Source organism: Paraburkholderia sp. (genome assembly GCF_028283785.1).
In the GTDB taxonomy this organism is placed as follows: domain Bacteria; phylum Pseudomonadota; class Gammaproteobacteria; order Burkholderiales; family Burkholderiaceae; genus Paraburkholderia.
On record NZ_JAPWKB010000019.1, the window covers coordinates 1 to 17,500 of the forward strand.

Genomic DNA, 17,500 nt, shown 5'->3' on the forward strand with positions numbered 1-17,500 from the left:
TTCCACACCTGGAACGTGAAGCGCATCAAACCGGCCGTGTTCGCGCCGTACGACCTGAGCGTCGAAAACTACACGTCGCTGCTGTGGCTGTTCGAAGGCTTCACGTCTTACTACGACGACCTGATCCTCGTGCGCAGCGGCCTGATTTCGCAGGACGACTATTTCGGCCTGCTCGGCAAGGTGATCGGCGGCGTGCAGCGCGGCAGCGGGCGTCTCAAGCAGAGCGTCGCGGAAAGCTCGTTCGACGCGTGGGTCAAATACTACCGGCAGGACGAGAACGCGCCGAACGCGATCGTCAGCTATTACACCAAGGGCTCGCTCGTCGCGCTCGCGTTCGATCTGACGATCCGCGCGCAGACCAACAACCGCAAATCGCTCGACGACGTGATGCGCTTGCTGTGGCAGCGCTTCGGCCGTGAGTTCTATCGCGGCAAGCCGGTCGGTGTCGAAGAAAGCGAGATCGAGGCGCTTTTCGCGGAAGCGACCGGCGCGAAACTGACCGGTTTGTTCGCCGAAGCCGTGCACGGCACGCGCGATCTGCCGCTCGACACGCTGCTCGCGCCGTTCGGCGTCGCCATTGCGCCCGAGCTCGACAAGAACGGCAAGCCGTCGCTCGGCGCACGCGTGCGCGGCGGCGCGGATTGCACGCTCGCAGCGGTTCATGAGGGCGGCGCCGCGCAGAAAGCCGGGCTTTCGGCCGGCGACGTGCTGATCGCGCTCGACGGCCTGCGCGTGACCGGCTCGAATCTTGACGGGCTGCTCGCGCGCTACCAGCCGGGCGCGAAAGTCGAGGTTCACGCCTTCCGCCGCGACGAGTTGCGCACCACGCAAGTCAAGCTGGACGGGCCTGAGGTGGCGCGCTACAAGCTCGCCGTCAGCGACAGGCGGGCCGCCGCTCGCAAGGCACGCGAGCACTGGCTGGCACGCTGATCGTCATCCGGGCCGTCGCTCTTGGGCGGCGGAGTGTGGCGGATTGTTCTACCACTGCAACAATCCGTCGCCGCCGGATGGCTTGTTCAGGGTGCGGCAAAAAAACACAATGGCTCCACTCGCGCAACACTGCGCGCCCCAACTGGAGTCAACCATGACCACGATCCTGCAAATCAACTCGGCAGCCCGCTCGCAAGGCGCGAACTCGACGCTACTCGTCAACGAGCTGACCGCAAAGCTGCAACAATCGAATCCGGGCGCGCAAGTCGTCGTCCGCAATCTGCAAGCTGAACCGCTGCCGCATCTGGACGACGCCGTCCTCGGCGCGTTCTTTACGCCGGCTGACCAACGCACGGCCGAACAAGCTGCGATCGCAGCGCGCAGCGAAGCGCTGATCGCCGAACTGCAAGCCGCCGACATCGTGGTGATCGGCGCGCCGATGTACAACTTCGGCATCTCGTCGCAACTGAAGACGTACTTCGACTTCATCGCACGCGCCGGCATCACGTTCGCATACACGGCGAACGGTCCGGAAGGTCTCGTGAAAGGCAAGAAGGTCTACGTGGTGTCGGCACGCGGCGGCAAGTATCTGGGCACGCCGAACGACAGCCAGACGCCGTACCTGAAAAGCTTCCTCGGCTTCCTCGGCATGACCGACGTGAGCTTCATCTACGCCGAAGGTCTGAACATGGGCCCGGACGCTGCCAGCGCCGCGCTGGCTTCCGCCCGCGAAGCGATCGCCGCCGCGTAAGGCTGGCCGCGCCGCTTCGATATGCGGCGAATCGCTCGATGGAATGAAAAACGCCACCGATTTGAGTCCGTGGCGTTTTTTCTTTGATGCGTAGATGTTTCGCCGATGCATCATGCCGCGATGCCGGCGTTTTCAGGCGAGCATTTGCGCTTCGTGGGGCAGGCGCCAGTCGATAGGCTCGCGGCCGTGCTGTGCGAGATATTCGTTGGCTTTGGCGAAATGCCCGCAGCCGAGAAAACCGCGATGCGCCGACAGCGGCGACGGATGCGGTGCTTCCAGCACGCAATGCGACTTGCCGCCGAGCAGCGCGCGCTTGGCTTGCGCGTGCGCGCCCCACAGCATGAACACGAGGCCGTCATGGCGCATCGCCAGTTCGTGGATCAGCGTGTCGGTGCATTTTTCCCAGCCGCGTTTTGCGTGGCTGGCGGCTGAGTCGCGCTCTACCGTCAACACCGTGTTCAGCAGCAGCACGCCCTGCTTCGCCCAGGTGTCGAGACAGCCGTGACGCGGCGTCTCGTGGCCAAGGCTTGCGGCAATCTCCTTGAAGATGTTGCGCAGCGACGGCGGCGTGCGCACGTTCGGCGCCACCGAAAATGCGAGCCCGTGCGCCTGCGGCGTGCCGCGGTCTTCGCCGTGGTACGGATCCTGGCCGAGGATCACCACTTTCACTTCATCGGGACTGGTCAGGCGCAGCGCGCGGAATACGTCGGCGGGATAGACGGTTTTGCCGGCGGCGCGCTCACCATCGACGAAGCGGCAGAGCGGCGTATAGGCGTCGCTTTCGATGAACGGTTTGAGATGTGCGCGCCATGCCGGCGGCAGCGCGTCGAATTGCGCCTCGAGCGTTGGCGGCGGCGCGCTGGCGCCGGATTTCTGCGGCGTGGTCGTCATGTCAGTAGACGGTTGGGAGGCGGCCTCGCCGAACAGCGAAGCTTGCGACGGATTGGGGCGGGTGGGGGAAGCGGAGGTCATGGCGGGGAAGTGTCGCAGCAAACGCCGCGTTGCTCAAGGTGTGGGCGCGGCATTCAGTCGCGAGCGCCGGAGGAGCGGCTTTGCCGCGCTCAACCCGCCCGCAATTGATAACCGCGCTGCGCCTTGCTGATGTTGTCCGGTACCAAACCGGCAATCTGCTTGCCGAGTTCCGCGGCGAGCGCGTGGAGCGCGGCTTCGTCTCCAGACTTCAATTCGAGTTCGACTTCCGAGATCGGCGCGCGGCGCGTTTGGCCATCGACTTCGGCGAGCACGTCGCCCTGATCGATCGCCGCTTCGACCTCCGAACCATCCAACCGGACCTGCCACAGCGTACGGGTGAAATTCGTGCGGAACAGCTGGATGAGTCCCGGCGCGGCCTGACGCAAAGCGTCCGCGGCGGACGCTTCGTCGCACTCGCGCAGCAACGCGTCGATCTCCAGCCTTTCGCCCGCCACCGGCATTTCCCATTCGTGCCGGCTGTGCAAACCATCCTCGGCCTTGCCGACCGTCTTGAAGGTTTGCAGCCAACCCTCAGGCGTCTGGCGCAAACGCAAGGCGCTCTTCGAGCCCGCCAGCGTCAGGTCAGGCGTGTCGAAGTAAATATTCACCAGTTTGATCGGTCGGCCGTGCGCCCGGGTGCGTGCGACGAACCACTGCGTCGCCGCCTCCACCTGCGCGGGCGGCAGCGCCAGTTTGATTTCGCGTTCCATGCCCATGAACTGCTCCGCTACGTATGCCGCTTGGCGTGTGTCGACAGCGCGCTCAGAAAAACATCCGCGCAAGTTCCACACCCGGCTCGTCCGCGCGCATGAATGCCTCGCCGACCAGGAACGTATGCACGTCCATCGCGCGCAGGCGCTCCACGTCGACGCGCGACAGAATGCCCGACTCCGTGACGACGATGCGGTCCTCCGGAATCGCCTCGAGCATGCCGATCGTCGTTTCGATCGATGTCTCGAAGGTGCGCAGATTGCGGTTGTTGATGCCGATCAGCGGCGTTTTCAGTGTGAGCGCTTCCATCAGCTCGTCGTGGTCGTGCACTTCGACCAGCACCGCCAGGCCCAGCGAATGCGCGAGCGCTTCGAGATCCTGCATCTGCGAGGTTTCGAGCGCGGCGGCAATCAGCAGGATGGCGTCGGCACCCATCGCGCGGGCTTCGACGATCTGATACGGATCGACGATGAAGTCTTTGCGCAGCACCGGCAAATTGCAGGCCGCGCGCGCTTGCTCCAGATACGCGACGCTACCCTTGAAGAACTGCACGTCGGTGAGCACGGACAGGCAGGCTGCGCCGTGTTTTTCATATGAACGCGCGATTTCGGCCGGCACGAAATGCTCGCGCAGCACGCCTTTGGACGGGCTCGCCTTCTTGACTTCGGCGATCACCGCGGCGAGACCCGCCGCGTGTTTCGCACGCAAGGCGCCGACGAAATCGCGCAGGTCGCGCGACGACGCTTCGAGGCGCAGCTCTTCGAGCGGCGCGCTCTGTTCGGCCGCCCGGACTTCTTCGCGTTTGACCGCGATGATGCGGTCGAGAATGTCGCTCATAAGTGTCTCGCTACGTAGTTACTGCTTGAATTGCTGGGTGAAGCGGGCCAGCTCGTCGACTTTCGCACGCGCCTTGCCGCTCGCGATCGCTTCGCGCGCCAACTGGATGCCGTCCGCTATCGACGAAGCCACGTTCGCCGAATACAGGGCGGTGCCCGCATTCAGCGTGACGATTTCGCGCGCGACGCCCGGCTTGTTGTCGAGCGCTTCGAGCAGCATCGCTTTCGATTCGTTGGCGTCGGCCACTTTCAGCGTGCGGTTCGACACCATCTGCATGCCGAAGTCTTCCGGGTGAATCTCGTACTCGTGAATCTGGCCGTCGCGCAACTCGCCGACTTGCGTCGCCGCGCCGAGCGAGACTTCGTCCATGCCGTCCATACCGTACACCACCAGCACGTGCTTCGCGCCGAGGCGCTGCATTACGCGCACCTGAATGCCGACGAGGTCGGCGTGGAACACGCCCATCAGCTGATTGGGTGCGCCGGCCGGATTGGTGAGCGGCCCGAGAATGTTGAAGATGGTCCGCACGCCGAGTTCGCGGCGCACCGGCGCGATGTTCTTCATGGCCGGATGATGGTTCGGCGCGAACATGAAACCCATGCCGGTTTCCGCAATCGAGGCCGCCACCTGTTCCGGCTGCAGATCGATATTCACGCCGAGCGCTTCGAGCACGTCCGCGCTGCCCGACTTGCTCGATACGCTGCGGCCGCCATGCTTCGCGACCTTGGCGCCCGCCGCGGCGGAGACGAACATGGTCGCCGTGGAAATGTTGAAGGTGTGCGCGCCGTCGCCGCCGGTGCCGACGATATCGACGAAGTTCGAGTTGTCCTGCACCTCGACGTGCCGGGCAAATTCACGCATCACCGTGGCGGCGGCGGTGATTTCGCCGATGGTCTCTTTTTTGACGCGCAAGCCGGTGATGATCGCGGCCGCCATCACGGGCGAGAGTTCGCCGCGCATGATGAGCCGCATCAGGTGCAGCATTTCGTCGTGGAAAATCTCGCGGTGCTCGATGGTCCGTTGCAGCGCTTCCTGGGGCGTAATCGACATGATGTCGTCTCTCTTCATCAAGCGTTGCGATTGGACGTTTGTGCGCCGGCGCGCTTCGACTGCTTGAGGAAGTTTTCGAGCAGCGCGTGGCCGTGTTCGGACAGGATCGATTCCGGATGGAACTGCACGCCTTCCACCGCCAGTTCCTTGTGACGCACGCCCATGATCTCGCCGTCTTCGGTCCACGCCGACACTTCGAGACAGTCGGGCAGCGATTCGCGTTCGATCGCGAGCGAGTGATAGCGCGTCACGACGAAATGTTTCGGCAGATCCGCGAACACGCCTTTGCAGTCGGTTTCGATCGTGCTGACCTTGCCGTGCATGATGGTTTGCGCGCGCACCACGCGCCCGCCGAAGGCCTCGCCGATCGCCTGATGGCCGAGACAGACGCCGAGAATCGGCGTTTTGCCGCTGAATTCGCGCAGCACGTCGAGCGTGATGCCGGCGTGTTGCGGATTGCTCGGACCGGGCGACAGGCAGATGCGCTCCGGGTTGAGCCTCGCGATTTCGTCCAGCGTGATTTCGTCGTTCCGATAGGTGCGCACGTCTTCGCCGAGTTCGCCGAAGTACTGCACCAGGTTGTAGGTGAACGAGTCGTAGTTGTCGATCATGAGCAGCATGGTGTGTCTCCGGTCAGAAGTCGCTATCGAGGCCGTCTTGAACTTGTTCGGCGGCGCGCAATACGGCGCGTGCCTTGTTCTCGGTCTCTTGCCATTCGGATTCCGGCACCGAATCCGCGACTACACCCGCTGCCGCCTGCACATACAGATTGCCGTTCGCGATCACGCCGGTGCGGATCGTGATGGCCAGATCCATTTCGCCGGTGAACGACAGATAGCCGACCGCACCGCCGTACAGGCCGCGCTTCACGGGTTCGAGTTCGTCGATCAGTTCCATTGCGCGAACCTTCGGCGCGCCCGACAGCGTGCCGGCCGGGAAGGTGGCGCGCAGCACGTCGAAATTGGTGGTGCCGGGTTTCAGCTTGCCTTCGACCGAACTCACGATGTGCTGCACGTGCGAGTACTTTTCGATCACCATCTTGTCGGTGACGACCACCGAGCCGATCTGCGCGATGCGGCCCACGTCGTTACGCGCGAGGTCGATCAGCATGACGTGTTCGGCGATTTCCTTCGGGTCGTTCAGCAGTTCGGTTGCGAGTTCCGCGTCGCGTTCCGGCGTGTTGCCGCGCGGACGCGTGCCGGCGAGCGGCCGGATCGTGACGATGCGATCCTCGCCGCGCTTTTCCTGACGCACCAGAATTTCCGGCGATGCACCCACCACGTGGAAGTCGCCGAAGTTGTAGAAATACATATACGGCGACGGATTCAGCGAGCGCAGCGCGCGGTACAGCGAGAGCGGATTGTCGCGGTATGGCTTGGTCAGGCGCTGGCCGACCTGCACCTGCATCAGTTCGCCGGCCGCGATGTATTCCTTCGCCTTGCGCACGGCCGCCAGATAATCGTCTTTCGCGAACTCGCGGTAGGTTTCGGTCCGCACGCTTGCCGAGGTGACCGGCGGCTGCACAGTGGTGCGCAAGCGCTGGCGCAGTTCACGCAGACGCTGTTTGGCTTTGGTGTACGCCTCGGGCTGCGTCGGATCGGCGTAGATCACCAGGTAGAGCTTGCCCGCGAGGTTGTCGATCACCGCCACTTCTTCAGTCAGCAGCAACTGGATGTCGGGCAGATTCAGATCGTCTTTCGGCGCCGTGTGCGCGAGCTTCTTCTCGATGTAGCGCACCGCGTCGTAGCCGAAATAGCCGGCCAGACCGCCCGCGAAACGCGGCAAGCCGGGGCGCTGCGCCACTTTGAAACGCCCCTGGAATTGCTGGATGAATTCGAGCGGGTCGCCCTCGTGCGTTTCGACGACCTTGCCGTCGCGCACCACTTCCGACACGCCGTTGCGGGTGCGCAGCAGCGTGCGCGCCGGCAGGCCGATGAACGAATAGCGGCCGAAACGTTCGCCGCCCACCACCGATTCCAGCAGGAACGAGTTGGCGCCGTTGCGCTCGCTCTGCGCGAGCTTCAGGTACAGCGAGAGCGGCGTTTCGAGGTCGGCGAGCGCTTCGGCGATCAGCGGGATGCGGTTGAAACCCTCGTTGGCGAGGGACTGGAATTCGAGTTCGGTCATGTTCCGATCCTGTACGGTGGTCCGGCGGCGTGCGTCGGACAAAGCGGGGCGTGGCGCGCCCGGTCAGGCGTTCGTTCGACGTGTCGACACGATGATACCGACCGGCGCGAGTTTCCCATCGACGCGTGCAAGGGATTTCAGCGCACAGATGTACTTTGCGGGTACACGCAGGCCGAATCAACCGATGCAGCGAAACAAAGTGATGGAAAAAACGCGTGAGCGCAGCGAAGTAAAAAACGGTTGCCGAAGACGAGCTTCAGCGTACCTCAGGCGAGGTTAGCGCGACCAGCGACGCCAGGGCCAGGCTCCCCGGTCGATGCTAATCAGACTCCGTTTTTTATTCAGAAACATGAGGATGAAGGACTTTTCAAGTCGTGGATTGGTGCGCTGCGATCGCCTTGGCGGCGTCCAGCAGCGAGGCAACTATACCATCGGATTTTATTGTTTGTATAGCTTGGCCGTGGTTGTAGCCGTATGGCACCGTCAACGTGGCCATGCCCGCCGCGCGGCCTGCCAGCGCGTCGTTTTCCGAATCGCCGATGGCAACCGTGGCTTGCGGCTCGACGCCCAGCTGCGCTGCGGCGGTGAGCATGGGCAGCGGATCGGGCTTCTTTTTCGCGAGGCTGTCGCCGCCGAGCACGACGCTGAAATACTGGGCGAGCCCGTATTGCTGCAGCAGCTCGACCGCGAACCGATGCGGCTTGTTGGTCACGCAGGCGAGTTTGAGGCCGGCATTGCGCATGGCGATCAGGCCGGCTTCGACATCGGGATAAAGCCGCGTGTGCGTGCCGTTGATCTTTGCGTACTCCTCCTGATAGATCGCGAGCGCTTCGTCGAAGCGGTCTTGCGCATGCTCCGTTTCGAAGCGCGGCGCCAGCACGCTGCGGATCAGATGCTCCGAACCCTTGCCGACATAACCGACCACTTCCTCGCGCGAAGTCTCCTGCGCGTCGAGTTGCGCGAGCATGCCGTTCAGGCCGGCGGTGAAGTCGTCGGCGGTATCGATCATCGTGCCGTCGAGGTCGATGATCGCGGCTTGCAGGCGCGGGCCGGTGAAAGCCGGAGCGGGGAACGGAGTGGTCATCTTGCGGGCCGGTTATGCGTCGATTCTCAGTGCTGGATGTTGGCGAGTGCCGCGCGCATCTTCTCGATCACGACCTTGTGGTCGGGCTGGCCGAAAATCGCCGAACCGGCCACGAAGGTGTCCGCGCCGGCCGCCGCGATTTCGGCGATGTTGTCGACCTTCACGCCGCCGTCCACTTCCAGATGAATCTCGCGGCCGGTGCGTTCCGTGTAAGCGTCGATCCGCTTGCGTGCCTCGCGCAGCTTGTTGAGCGCCTCCGGAATGAACGACTGGCCGCCGAAGCCCGGATTCACCGACATGATCAGGACGATATCGACCTTGTCCATGACGTGATCCAGATAGTTCAGCGAGGTGGCCGGATTGAACACCAGGCCCGCCTTGCAGCCGTGATCGCGGATCAGCGACAGCGTGCGGTCGATGTGGTCCGAGCCTTCCGGGTGAAAGCTGATGATGTTCGCGCCGGCTTTCGCGAAGTCCGGCACGATGCGGTCGACCGGGCGCACCATCAGATGCACGTCGATCGGCACGTCCACGTGCGGGCGGAGCGCCTCGCAGACCAGTGGGCCGATTGTCAGGTTCGGCACATAGTGATTGTCCATCACGTCGAAGTGAATCCAGTCGGCGCCGGCGGCGACGACGTTGCGGACTTCTTCGCCGAGGCGGGCGAAGTCGGCTGACAGAATGCTTGGAGCGATGCGGAATTGCGTCATGGCGGGGGCGGAGGCAAGCGGGGAAAGCGCCATTTTACCGGTTTGTGCGCGCGCGTTCCGGTTCGTGGACGCTTTCGGGCGTGAACCTTCGTTCAAGCGGCGAATGTGACAAAACGCCTTACCAGCCCTTGGCCAAAGGGATTTGTCGGGTTGCGGCCGTGCCGCGCATCAAGCAGAATGCCAAACCATCAGCACGGCATTGCCAGTGCGCCCGCAAACCATTGGCGTTCGGGCTTTCCCGCGATTTTTCACCCCCGTTTTACCAGACCGGAATCAGGATGAGCCAGTACGAATTCAGCGTCTCTGCGCAGGTGCAATATCTGCCCGAAGAGTCGGACCCAGAGCGCCGCCAGTTTGCGTTCGCCTACACGCTGACTATCCGAAACACCGGTCAGGTGCCCGCGCAGTTGATTGCGCGTCATTGGGTGATCACGGACAGCGACGACAGCGTGCAGGAAGTGAAAGGCTTGGGCGTGGTGGGGCATCAGCCCTTGCTCAAACCGGGCGAGCATTTCGAATATACGAGTTGGGCGGTGATCGCCACGCCGGTCGGCACCATGCGCGGTGCGTATTTTTGCGTGGCCGAGGACGGCGAGCGTTTCGACGCGCCGGTGCCGGAGTTCATTCTGCGCATGCCGCGTACGTTGCATTGAACCGCAGGCGCGGGCCGCGGTCTTTAGTCAGTCGAAGGCGTGGTCGGACGCGCAACGTTACTGCGGGCTTTGCGGCTTTTGTTGTTCACCGGCGTTCGCACGCGCCGCTTTCTTCTTGCCGGATGACGTCCATACCACGATAAAGACGAGCAGGAAGAGCGCGACGAGCGATTCCAGCGCGAAGATGAGCATCGGGTATTCGTCGAACAGATCAGACATGGCGGTTTCCATCAAGAACGAACATTGTATGCGTTTTGTCCGCGCGGCCGGAGCCTGGCTCGGCGCGCTTTCGGTTGCGGTGATGCTGGCATCATGCGGCGGCGGTGGCGTGGTGCGGCCCTCGGTTTCGCCGCCTACGGGTGCAGCAATCATACCTGGGCAGATTGCCGCGACGCGTCTGACCGCGGTCGCCTGGCAACAGGTGCCGGGCTGGCAGGATGACTCCCTCATCGGCGCGACGGCGGCGCTGCGACAGAACTGCGTGAGACTGGCGCGTCAGCCGAACTGGGCACGGGCCTGTGCAGCGGCCTCGCAAATCGACGATCTCGACGTGACCAGCGCGCGGGCCTTTTTCGAAGCCTATTTCACGCCGTTCCAGTTGGCCAACAACGACGGCACGCTGGATGGACTCGTCACCGGCTACTACGAGCCTCTGCTGCGCGGTTCGCGCACGCGGCATGGTGTGTACCAGACTGCGCTGTATCGTTGGCCGTCGGGCTATCGCGCGGGTGCGCCGCTGCCGGTGCGCGCGCAACTCGAGCGCGCGGGTGTGCTCAGCGGCAATGAACTCGTGTGGGTCGACGATCCGATCGAAGCGTTCTTCCTGCAGGTGCAGGGTTCCGGACGCGTCGTGATGGAAGACGGCAGCGTGATGCGGGTGGGTTTCGGCGGCACCAACAATCAGCCTTACAAGTCGATTGGACGCTGGCTGCTGGATCGCGGGGAACTCACGCCTGCGCAGGCCACCATGCAAGGGATCAAGACATGGGCGCGTAACAACCCGACGCGGGTCGATGCGTTGCTCGATACAAATCCGCGCTTCGTGTTCTTCCGCGAGATGCCGTCCGGCGAAAGTGCACCGGGTGGCGGCGCCGATGGTCCGATCGGTGCGCTGGGCGTGCCGTTGACGCCGGAGCGTTCGATCGCGGTCGATCCGTCGTCGATTCCGCTTGGCACGCCGGTGTTTTTGCAGACCACCCGTCCGCTCACCAATTCGCCGATGAACCGCCTGGTCTTTGCTCAGGACACCGGTTCGGCGATCAAGGGTGGCGTGCGCGCGGATTACTTCTGGGGTCTCGGTGACGATGCCGGCGACCTGGCCGGCAAGATGAAGCAGGGCGGCCGGATGTGGTTGCTGCTGCCGAATTCCTGAATCGCTGAAACCGTCGCGCCACGTCCGAGTACGTAATCAGACATGGCGCGATTCGCTCATGCTCGCGTCACAGTCCCGACGTGCGTTTGTCTATCACGCGTCGCGCTTTGCCGACCGAACGCTCGATGCCGTTCACACCCAGCACATTCACCACCGCACTCACGCCGATCAGCGCCTTGATGTCGTAAGTCAGCGCCTGCTTTGCCGTGTTCAACGCAGCGGTGTCCGGCGCGGTTTCCGGGCACGGCTCGACGTTCAACGTCAGTACATCGAGCGGGCCTTCCTTGGTCAGCACGATCTGGTAGTGAGGCGCGAGCGCATGCTGCTTGAGCAGCAATTCTTCGATCTGCGTCGGAAACACGTTCACGCCGCGCACGATCATCATGTCGTCCGAGCGGCCCGTGATCTTTTCCATGCGGCGCATGGTGCGCGCGCTGCCCGGCAGAAGGCGAGTCAGGTCGCGGGTGCGGTAGCGGATGATCGGCAGCGCTTCCTTGGTTAGCGACGTGAATACGAGTTCGCCGAGTTCGCCGTCCGGCAAAACCTCGCCGGTTTCCGGGTCGATGATTTCGGGGTAGAAGTAATCTTCCCAGATGGTCGGGCCGTCCTTCGTCTCCACGCACTCCGAAGCGACGCCGGGGCCCATCACTTCGGACAGGCCGTAGATATCCACAGCATCGATGCCCATGCGCTTTTCGATCGCGTGACGCATGTCGTTGGTCCACGGCTCCGCGCCGAAAATGCCGATGCGCAGCGAACAATTGGCGGGATCGATGCCTTGGCGTTCGAGTTCGTCCGCGATCGAAAGCATGTAGCTCGGTGTCACCATGATGATGTCCGGCCGGAAATCCTGGATCAGTTGCACCTGCTTTTCCGTCTGGCCGCCGCCGAAGGGGATCACGGTGAGCCCAGCGCGCTCAGCGCCGTAATGCGCGCCGAGGCCCCCGGTGAACAGGCCATAGCCATAACTTATGTGAACCTTGTCGCCGCGCTTCGCGCCGGCGGCGCGGATGGAGCGCGCGACGAGATTGGCCCACGTGTCGATATCGCGTGCGGTATAGCCCACCACGGTCGGCTTGCCGGTCGTGCCCGACGACGCGTGGATCCGCGAAATCTGCTCTTGCGGCACGGCGAACATTCCGAACGGATAGTTGTCGCGCAGATCTTTCTTGGTGGTGAAGGGAAAGCGCGCCAGATCTGCGAGCGTTTTCACTTCGCTCGGGTGGACGCCGGCTTCATCGAACTTGCGCCGATACACCGGCGAATTTTCATAGGCATGATTCAACGACCATTTGAGCCGTTCAAGTTGGAGCGCGGCGAGTTCGTCGCGGCTGGCGGTCTCGATCGGATCGAGCGGAAGGGCGGTGGTCATCGAATGTCTCCTTGCTGCCTCAATGCTTGGGTCTGATATAGGTGCGTCTGGGTGCAAAAAAAATCTGGGCTGATCGCGGTCATACGGTTATGCGGCCATGTGATCGAGCGATCTGGCGGCCCGGCGTTAGCGAACACTCGCAATGGCGCGCGTTGGCCGCCGGATGCGGCGCGGGTTCGTCGGCTTCAATCGTCAGTGGGAATCAGGTTGCCTTTGATTTGCGCCGATTTGCCGCGAAACATGGCGACGGTCTCGTCGGCGCGATTGGTGACGCGAATATCGTAGATGCCGGTGCGGCCGCTCTGGGTCTGTTCGATGGCTTCCGCCGTCAGCACGTCGCCGCCTGATACCGGCCGCAGGAATTCGATCGAGCAGCCCGCTGCGACTGTGTTGATGTTGTACGAGTTGCAGGCGAAGGCGAAAGTCGAATCCGCAAGCGTGAAGATCAGTCCGCCGTGGCAAATCTGGTGGCCGTTCAGAAAGTCGTTGCGCACCGGCATGCGCAGACGCGCATAACCTGGGCGCACTTCGAGGATTTCGAGCCCGAGCGCCCGGCTGCACGCATCGTTTTCGTACATTGCGGCAGCGGTTGCGCGTGCTAGTTCGTCGGGCGTCATCTGGCTGGCGTGTTTGGCTTGAGTGGACATATCAGCGGCCCTCGAAGCGCGGCGCGCGCTTGTCGACGAAGGCTTGCACGCCCTCTGCGTAATCGTGCGACGCGCCGAGTTCGCGCTGCAGATCGCGCTCCAGATCGAGTTGCTGATCGAGGGTTTGCGTCGCGCCCGTGCGCATGGCCAGTTTGATGGCGGCGATAGCGCGCGTGGGTTGCTGCGCGAGTCGCGCGGCCAGCTGCGTGGCGGTGGCGATGAGTTCGGCGTCGTCGACCGCTTGCCAGATGAGGCCCCAGCTTTCGGCTTTCTCCGCGCTGAGTTTGTCGCCGGTGATGGCGAGCCCCAATGCTCGCGCCATGCCGACACGTTGCGGCAGGAACCAGGTCCCGCCCGAGTCGGGTACCAGGCCGATCTTCACGAAGGCCTGAATGAAGCTGGCCGAGCGAGCCGCGAGCACGAGTCGCAGGCGAGCGCGAGATTGGCGCCGGCGCCGGCGGCCGTGCCGTTGACCGCGGCGATGACCGGCAACTCGAGCGCTTGCAGACGGCGGATGAGCGGGTTGAAATGCTTGTCGATCAGCTCGCCGAGATCGGTCATCGCACCGGGAGTGAAATCCAGATCGGCGAGGTCCTGACCGGCGCAAAAGCCGCGGCCGGCGCCGGTCAGCACGAGCGCGCGTGCGCCGGATGTCTCGACCTCGTCGAGCGCGGCGCTCAGTTCCTGATGCATTGCGCGCGTGAAGCTGTTGAGCTTGTCCGGACGGTTCAGCGTAATGGTGGCTACATGGCTCGACGCGTCGATGTCGAGGCGGATCGCTTCATATGACATTGGGTGTCTCCTCTATGTCTGTTTGATCGATGGCCCGGCAGGTATCGGCGTCAGAGCCGCTCGATGACCAGCGCGATGCCTTGGCCCACGCCGATACACATCGTGCAGAGCGCGAAACGGCCGTTGATCCGCTCCAGTTGATACAAGCGCGGTCGTGATCAGACGCGCGCCCGATGCGCCAAGCGGATGGCCGAGCGCGATGGCTCCGCCGTTCGGATTGACGCGCGCGTCGTCGTCGCGCAAACCGAGGGTGCGCAGAACGGCCAAACCTTGCGATGCGAATGCTTCGTTCAACTCGATCACGTCGAATTGTTCGAGCGTCATGCCGAGTTGCTTGAGCAGCTTTTGCGTGGCCGGCGCCGGGCCAATGCCCATGATGCGCGGTTCGACGCCCGCCGTGGCCATGCCCACGACACGCGCGCGTCGGCGCAGGCCGTATTGGTCGGCTGCTTGCTGGTTCGCGAGCAGCAGCGCGCAGGCGCCATCGTTCACGCCCGACGCATTGCCGGCCGTCACGCTGCCGTCAGGACGAACCACGCCCTTGAGCTTGCCGAGGGTTTCGAGGGACGTTTCGCGCAGATGCTCGTCGAGCATCACGCGCAGCGGGTCGCCTTTCTTTTGCGGGATTTCAACGCCGACAATTTCCTGCGCCAACGTGCCGTCCTGTTGCGCGCGGGCCGCTTTTTGCTGGCTCGCGAGCGCGAACGCGTCCTGATCGGCGCGGCTGATGCTGAACTCGACGGCGACGTTCTCCGCCGTTTCCGGCATCGAGTCCACGCCGTACTGGCGTTTCATCAACGGGTTGATGAAACGCCAGCCGATCGTCGTGTCGTAAATGTCGGCCTGACGTGAGAATGCGCTATTGGCTTTGCCCATGACGAACGGCGCACGAGTCATGCTTTCTACGCCGCCGGCGATCATCAGGCGCGCTTCGCCGGCTTTGATCGCGCGGGCAGCCGTGCCGATTGCGTCCATGCCCGAGCCACACAGGCGGTTGATCGTGGCGCCCGGCGCCTCGGTGGGCAAGCCAGCCAGCAGCGCCGACATGCGGGCGACGTTGCGATTGTCTTCGCCGGCCTGATTGGCGCAGCCGTAGATGACGTCATCGAGCACGCGCCAGTCGACGCCGGGGTTGCGCTCGATCAGTGCTTTGATCGGCACCGCGCCGAGGTCGTCGGCACGGACATCTTTCAAGGCGCCGCCGTAGCGGCCGATGGGGGTGCGAATCGCGTCGCAAATGAAGGCGTCGTTCATAGGGATCCCTGCTGGCGCGGACCGGCGCGAATGCCGATCCGATGTCTCATGTTAGTAGGGGCACGCGGCTCGGTCCATTCGGCCAAATGGCATAGGACAAAACGAGTGCCCGTCTTATGCCATTCAGCCAGCTACCGCCGGCGCCGCTTTCGGTTCAACATGAACGCGGCTTTGAACGACGCGGAAGCGGTTCGCGACGAAGGCCGCGTCGGCCAGCGCGGCGTTCGCCGCCGGGTTCGCACCCGTGCCGTGGAAGTCGGAGAAGGCCGCGGATTGGTTGACGAACACTCCGCCCGTCAGGTTGATCGAGAGTGCTACGCCGCCCTGGATCGATGCTTCATGTGCCGCTTCGAGCACGCCTTCGTCTGTGCTGTAGACCGACAGCGTCAGCGCGCCGTGTTCGGCAGCAATGGCGCCCGCGAGTTCGAGCGATTGCGCGGTCGAATCGGTGGCGATGACGAACGAGATCGGGCCGAACCATTCTTTGGTGAAATTCGCGTGGTCGGTAGCGGCATCCAGTTGAAGCACGAGCGGCGTGCGCACGCGGGCGCCGGCAAACGCCGGGTGTTCGAGCGTCTGGCTTTCGACGAGGACGCGGCCAAGCTTGGCGGCTTCGTCTATGCGCTGGATGACGCCTTCGTTCTGGATCGCGCCGAGCAGTTCGACGGCGCGCGCCGGATCGGCAACGAGTTTTTGCACGGCACCGGCAATGGCTTGCGCCACTTCGTCGAAACTCAGCGTGCCGTCGGCGGTGCGGATGCCGTCGCGTGGCACGTAGATGTTCTGCGGCGCCGTGCACATCTGGCCCGAGTACAGCGCGAGCGAGAAGGCGATGTTGCGCGCGGCGGCTTTGATGTCGTCGACCGAGTCGATCACGATCTGGTTGACGCCGGCTTTCTCTGTGTAGACCTGTGCCTGGTGCGCGTTCCGTTCGAGCCACGTGCCGTTCTGCGTGCTGCCGGTGAAGTCGATGAGCTTGATTTCCGGACGCAGAGCAAGGTCTTGCACGAGTGCGCCGTCGTTCGGCTCGGTGGCGAGCAGCGTGACGACGTTCGGGTCGAAGCCTGCTTCGCGCAAGACATCACGTGCAATCCGCACGGTCAGCGCGAGCGGCAGGATGGCGCCCGGGTGCGGCTTGACGATGACTGTGTTGCCAGTGGCCAGGTCGGCGAACAGACCTGGGTAGCCGTTCCAGGTCGGGAAAGTGCAGCAGCCGAGCACGAGGCCGGTGCCACGCGGCACGACCGTATAGCGCTTGTGCATGGCGAGCGGCGGGTTTTTGCCTTGCGGCTTTTCCCAGTGGGCGTCGGCGGGAATGCGGCGCAACTGGTCCCACGCATAGACGACGGCTTCGAGCGCCCGGTCCTGGGCGTGCGGGCCGCCGGCCTGGAAAGCCATCATGAAGGCCTGGCCGGTCGTGTGCATCACGCTGTAGCCAATTTCGAAACTCGCGCGATTCACGCGCGCGAGAATTTCGAGGCACACGCCGATCCACGCCTTGCGGGCCGGCGGCGCGCCAGTCTGTCTGTGCGGCGGCGGCTGCGGCGATCAGGGCGTCGGGGTCGGCCTTCGGGTAGCGTACGCCAAGCGGGAAGCCGAACGGCGAGACTTCGGCCCCGACGGTTTCGCCCGTCGACGGCTGGTCAAGTTCGAACGTTTGGTTGAGGTGTGCTTTGAATGCGGCTTCACCGTCCGCGTTAGCTGTTTCCCCGTACACTTTCGGACTGGGCATCTCGACGAACGGGCTCCAGTAGCCGCGCGTTTCGACCGCGGTGAGTGCCTTTTGCAGCGTGTCTTCGTGCTTGGTGAATAGCGGATGTGTCATGGCAGAGGGGCTTGGCTGTACGTTGGGAAAAGCCTGTCGAATAATTGACCGACCGGTTGGTTGGTGAATGGTAGCATTATTAAGACGGCCGCGCGAAGCGTTTTTCGCGTGCGATTCAATCATTAGGAGGCGGCATGGCTTACGAGAACATTCTGGTTGAGACGCGGGGACGAGTCGGGTTGGTTACGTTGAATCGGCCGAAGGCGTTGAATGCACTGAACGACGCATTGATGGACGAACTGGGCGCCGCGCTGCGTGAGTTCGATGCCGACGACGAGATCGGGGCGATCGTGATTACGGGCAGCGAGAAGGCGTTCGCCGCCGGCGCCGATATCGGCATGATGGCCACATACACCTATATGGATGTGTACAAGGGCGACTACATCACCCGTAACTGGGAAACGGTTCGCTCC

Annotated in this window: 15 protein-coding genes and 3 pseudogenes (1 of these 18 cut by a window edge); 5 read left to right on the plus strand and 13 right to left on the minus strand. The window is 63.5% G+C overall.

Annotated elements, in window-relative coordinates; all coding sequences use genetic code 11:
* Both PW947_RS22325 and PW947_RS22330 read left to right on the plus strand, forming a co-directional pair.
* A partial coding sequence (locus tag PW947_RS22325; protein WP_299634604.1) for a PDZ domain-containing protein occupies window positions 1–930 on the plus strand: 930 nt, incomplete at its 5' end.
* A 154-nt stretch (window positions 931–1,084) separates the two neighbouring features.
* Complete coding sequence (locus PW947_RS22330) at window positions 1,085–1,681, plus strand: NAD(P)H-dependent oxidoreductase (RefSeq protein ID WP_011489945.1); 597 nt, start codon at window positions 1,085–1,087, stop codon at window positions 1,679–1,681.
* A 132-nt stretch (window positions 1,682–1,813) separates the two neighbouring features.
* On the opposite strand, the gene PW947_RS22335 is transcribed toward PW947_RS22330, so the two are convergent.
* The 8 genes from PW947_RS22335 to rpe all read right to left on the minus strand — a co-directional run bounded on the left by PW947_RS22335 (window position 1,814) and on the right by rpe (window position 9,172).
* Entirely contained in the window at window positions 1,814–2,653 is an 840-nt protein-coding gene (locus PW947_RS22335; protein WP_007180275.1) for a uracil-DNA glycosylase, read from the minus strand.
* An 89-nt stretch (window positions 2,654–2,742) separates the two neighbouring features.
* Window positions 2,743–3,369, minus strand: a complete 627-nt coding sequence (locus PW947_RS22340) for a CYTH domain-containing protein (RefSeq protein ID WP_007180276.1) — start codon at window positions 3,367–3,369, stop codon at window positions 2,743–2,745.
* A 46-nt stretch (window positions 3,370–3,415) separates the two neighbouring features.
* Window positions 3,416–4,201: an indole-3-glycerol phosphate synthase TrpC gene (gene trpC, locus PW947_RS22345; protein WP_007180277.1), complete on the minus strand. Its 786-nt coding sequence runs from the start codon at window positions 4,199–4,201 to the stop codon at window positions 3,416–3,418.
* 18 nt (window positions 4,202–4,219) lie between these two features.
* Entirely contained in the window at window positions 4,220–5,251 is a 1,032-nt protein-coding gene (trpD, locus tag PW947_RS22350) for an anthranilate phosphoribosyltransferase (protein WP_035518484.1), read from the minus strand.
* A 17-nt stretch (window positions 5,252–5,268) separates the two neighbouring features.
* Window positions 5,269–5,871: an aminodeoxychorismate/anthranilate synthase component II gene (locus tag PW947_RS22355; RefSeq protein WP_007180279.1), complete on the minus strand. Its 603-nt coding sequence runs from the start codon at window positions 5,869–5,871 to the stop codon at window positions 5,269–5,271.
* A 13-nt stretch (window positions 5,872–5,884) separates the two neighbouring features.
* The gene (gene trpE / locus PW947_RS22360) at window positions 5,885–7,378 is read right to left on the minus strand and encodes an anthranilate synthase component I (protein ID WP_299634605.1); all 1,494 of its coding nucleotides are present in this window, start codon (window positions 7,376–7,378) and stop codon (window positions 5,885–5,887) included.
* Window positions 7,379–7,745: 367 nt separating this feature from the next.
* Window positions 7,746–8,462 (minus strand): phosphoglycolate phosphatase, encoded by a 717-nt coding sequence (locus PW947_RS22365; protein WP_299634606.1) that lies wholly within the window; start codon window positions 8,460–8,462, stop codon window positions 7,746–7,748.
* A gap of 26 nt (window positions 8,463–8,488) precedes the next feature.
* A complete protein-coding gene (rpe, locus tag PW947_RS22370) occupies window positions 8,489–9,172 on the minus strand; it encodes a ribulose-phosphate 3-epimerase (RefSeq protein ID WP_299634607.1) in 684 nt (227 codons plus the stop codon).
* A gap of 278 nt (window positions 9,173–9,450) precedes the next feature.
* Here rpe and apaG point away from each other — a divergent pair, with 278 nt between their 5' ends.
* Window positions 9,451–9,825 carry a Co2+/Mg2+ efflux protein ApaG gene (gene apaG / locus PW947_RS22375; RefSeq protein WP_144138085.1) on the plus strand — a complete coding sequence of 125 codons (375 nt, stop codon included), beginning with the start codon at window positions 9,451–9,453 and terminating at the stop codon, window positions 9,823–9,825.
* Window positions 9,826–10,072: 247 nt separating this feature from the next.
* The gene (locus tag PW947_RS22380) at window positions 10,073–11,197 is read left to right on the plus strand and encodes an MltA domain-containing protein (RefSeq protein WP_299634608.1); all 1,125 of its coding nucleotides are present in this window, start codon (window positions 10,073–10,075) and stop codon (window positions 11,195–11,197) included.
* Window positions 11,198–11,264: 67 nt separating this feature from the next.
* Here the strand turns inward: PW947_RS22380 and paaK are convergent, their stop codons facing one another.
* From paaK to paaN, 5 genes and pseudogenes are all read right to left on the minus strand, one after another.
* Window positions 11,265–12,569: a phenylacetate--CoA ligase PaaK gene (paaK, locus tag PW947_RS22385; RefSeq protein ID WP_299634609.1), complete on the minus strand. Its 1,305-nt coding sequence runs from the start codon at window positions 12,567–12,569 to the stop codon at window positions 11,265–11,267.
* Window positions 12,570–12,754: 185 nt separating this feature from the next.
* Window positions 12,755–13,216: a hydroxyphenylacetyl-CoA thioesterase PaaI gene (gene paaI, locus PW947_RS22390; protein ID WP_144138088.1), complete on the minus strand. Its 462-nt coding sequence runs from the start codon at window positions 13,214–13,216 to the stop codon at window positions 12,755–12,757.
* 1 nt (window position 13,217) lies between these two features.
* Window positions 13,218–14,008, minus strand: a pseudogene (gene paaG / locus PW947_RS22395) (2-(1,2-epoxy-1,2-dihydrophenyl)acetyl-CoA isomerase PaaG).
* Window positions 14,009–14,058: 50 nt separating this feature from the next.
* Window positions 14,059–15,262: pseudogene (gene pcaF / locus PW947_RS22400) on the minus strand (3-oxoadipyl-CoA thiolase).
* Window positions 15,263–15,385: 123 nt separating this feature from the next.
* Window positions 15,386–17,087, minus strand: a pseudogene (gene paaN / locus PW947_RS22405) (phenylacetic acid degradation protein PaaN).
* 134 nt (window positions 17,088–17,221) lie between these two features.
* Here paaN and PW947_RS22410 point away from each other — a divergent pair.
* On the plus strand, window positions 17,222–17,500 hold the beginning of the coding sequence (locus tag PW947_RS22410) for an enoyl-CoA hydratase (RefSeq protein ID WP_299634610.1). 498 nt of this gene lie beyond the right edge of the window; only the first 279 of its 777 coding nucleotides appear in the window; the start codon lies at window positions 17,222–17,224; the stop codon falls past the right edge of the window.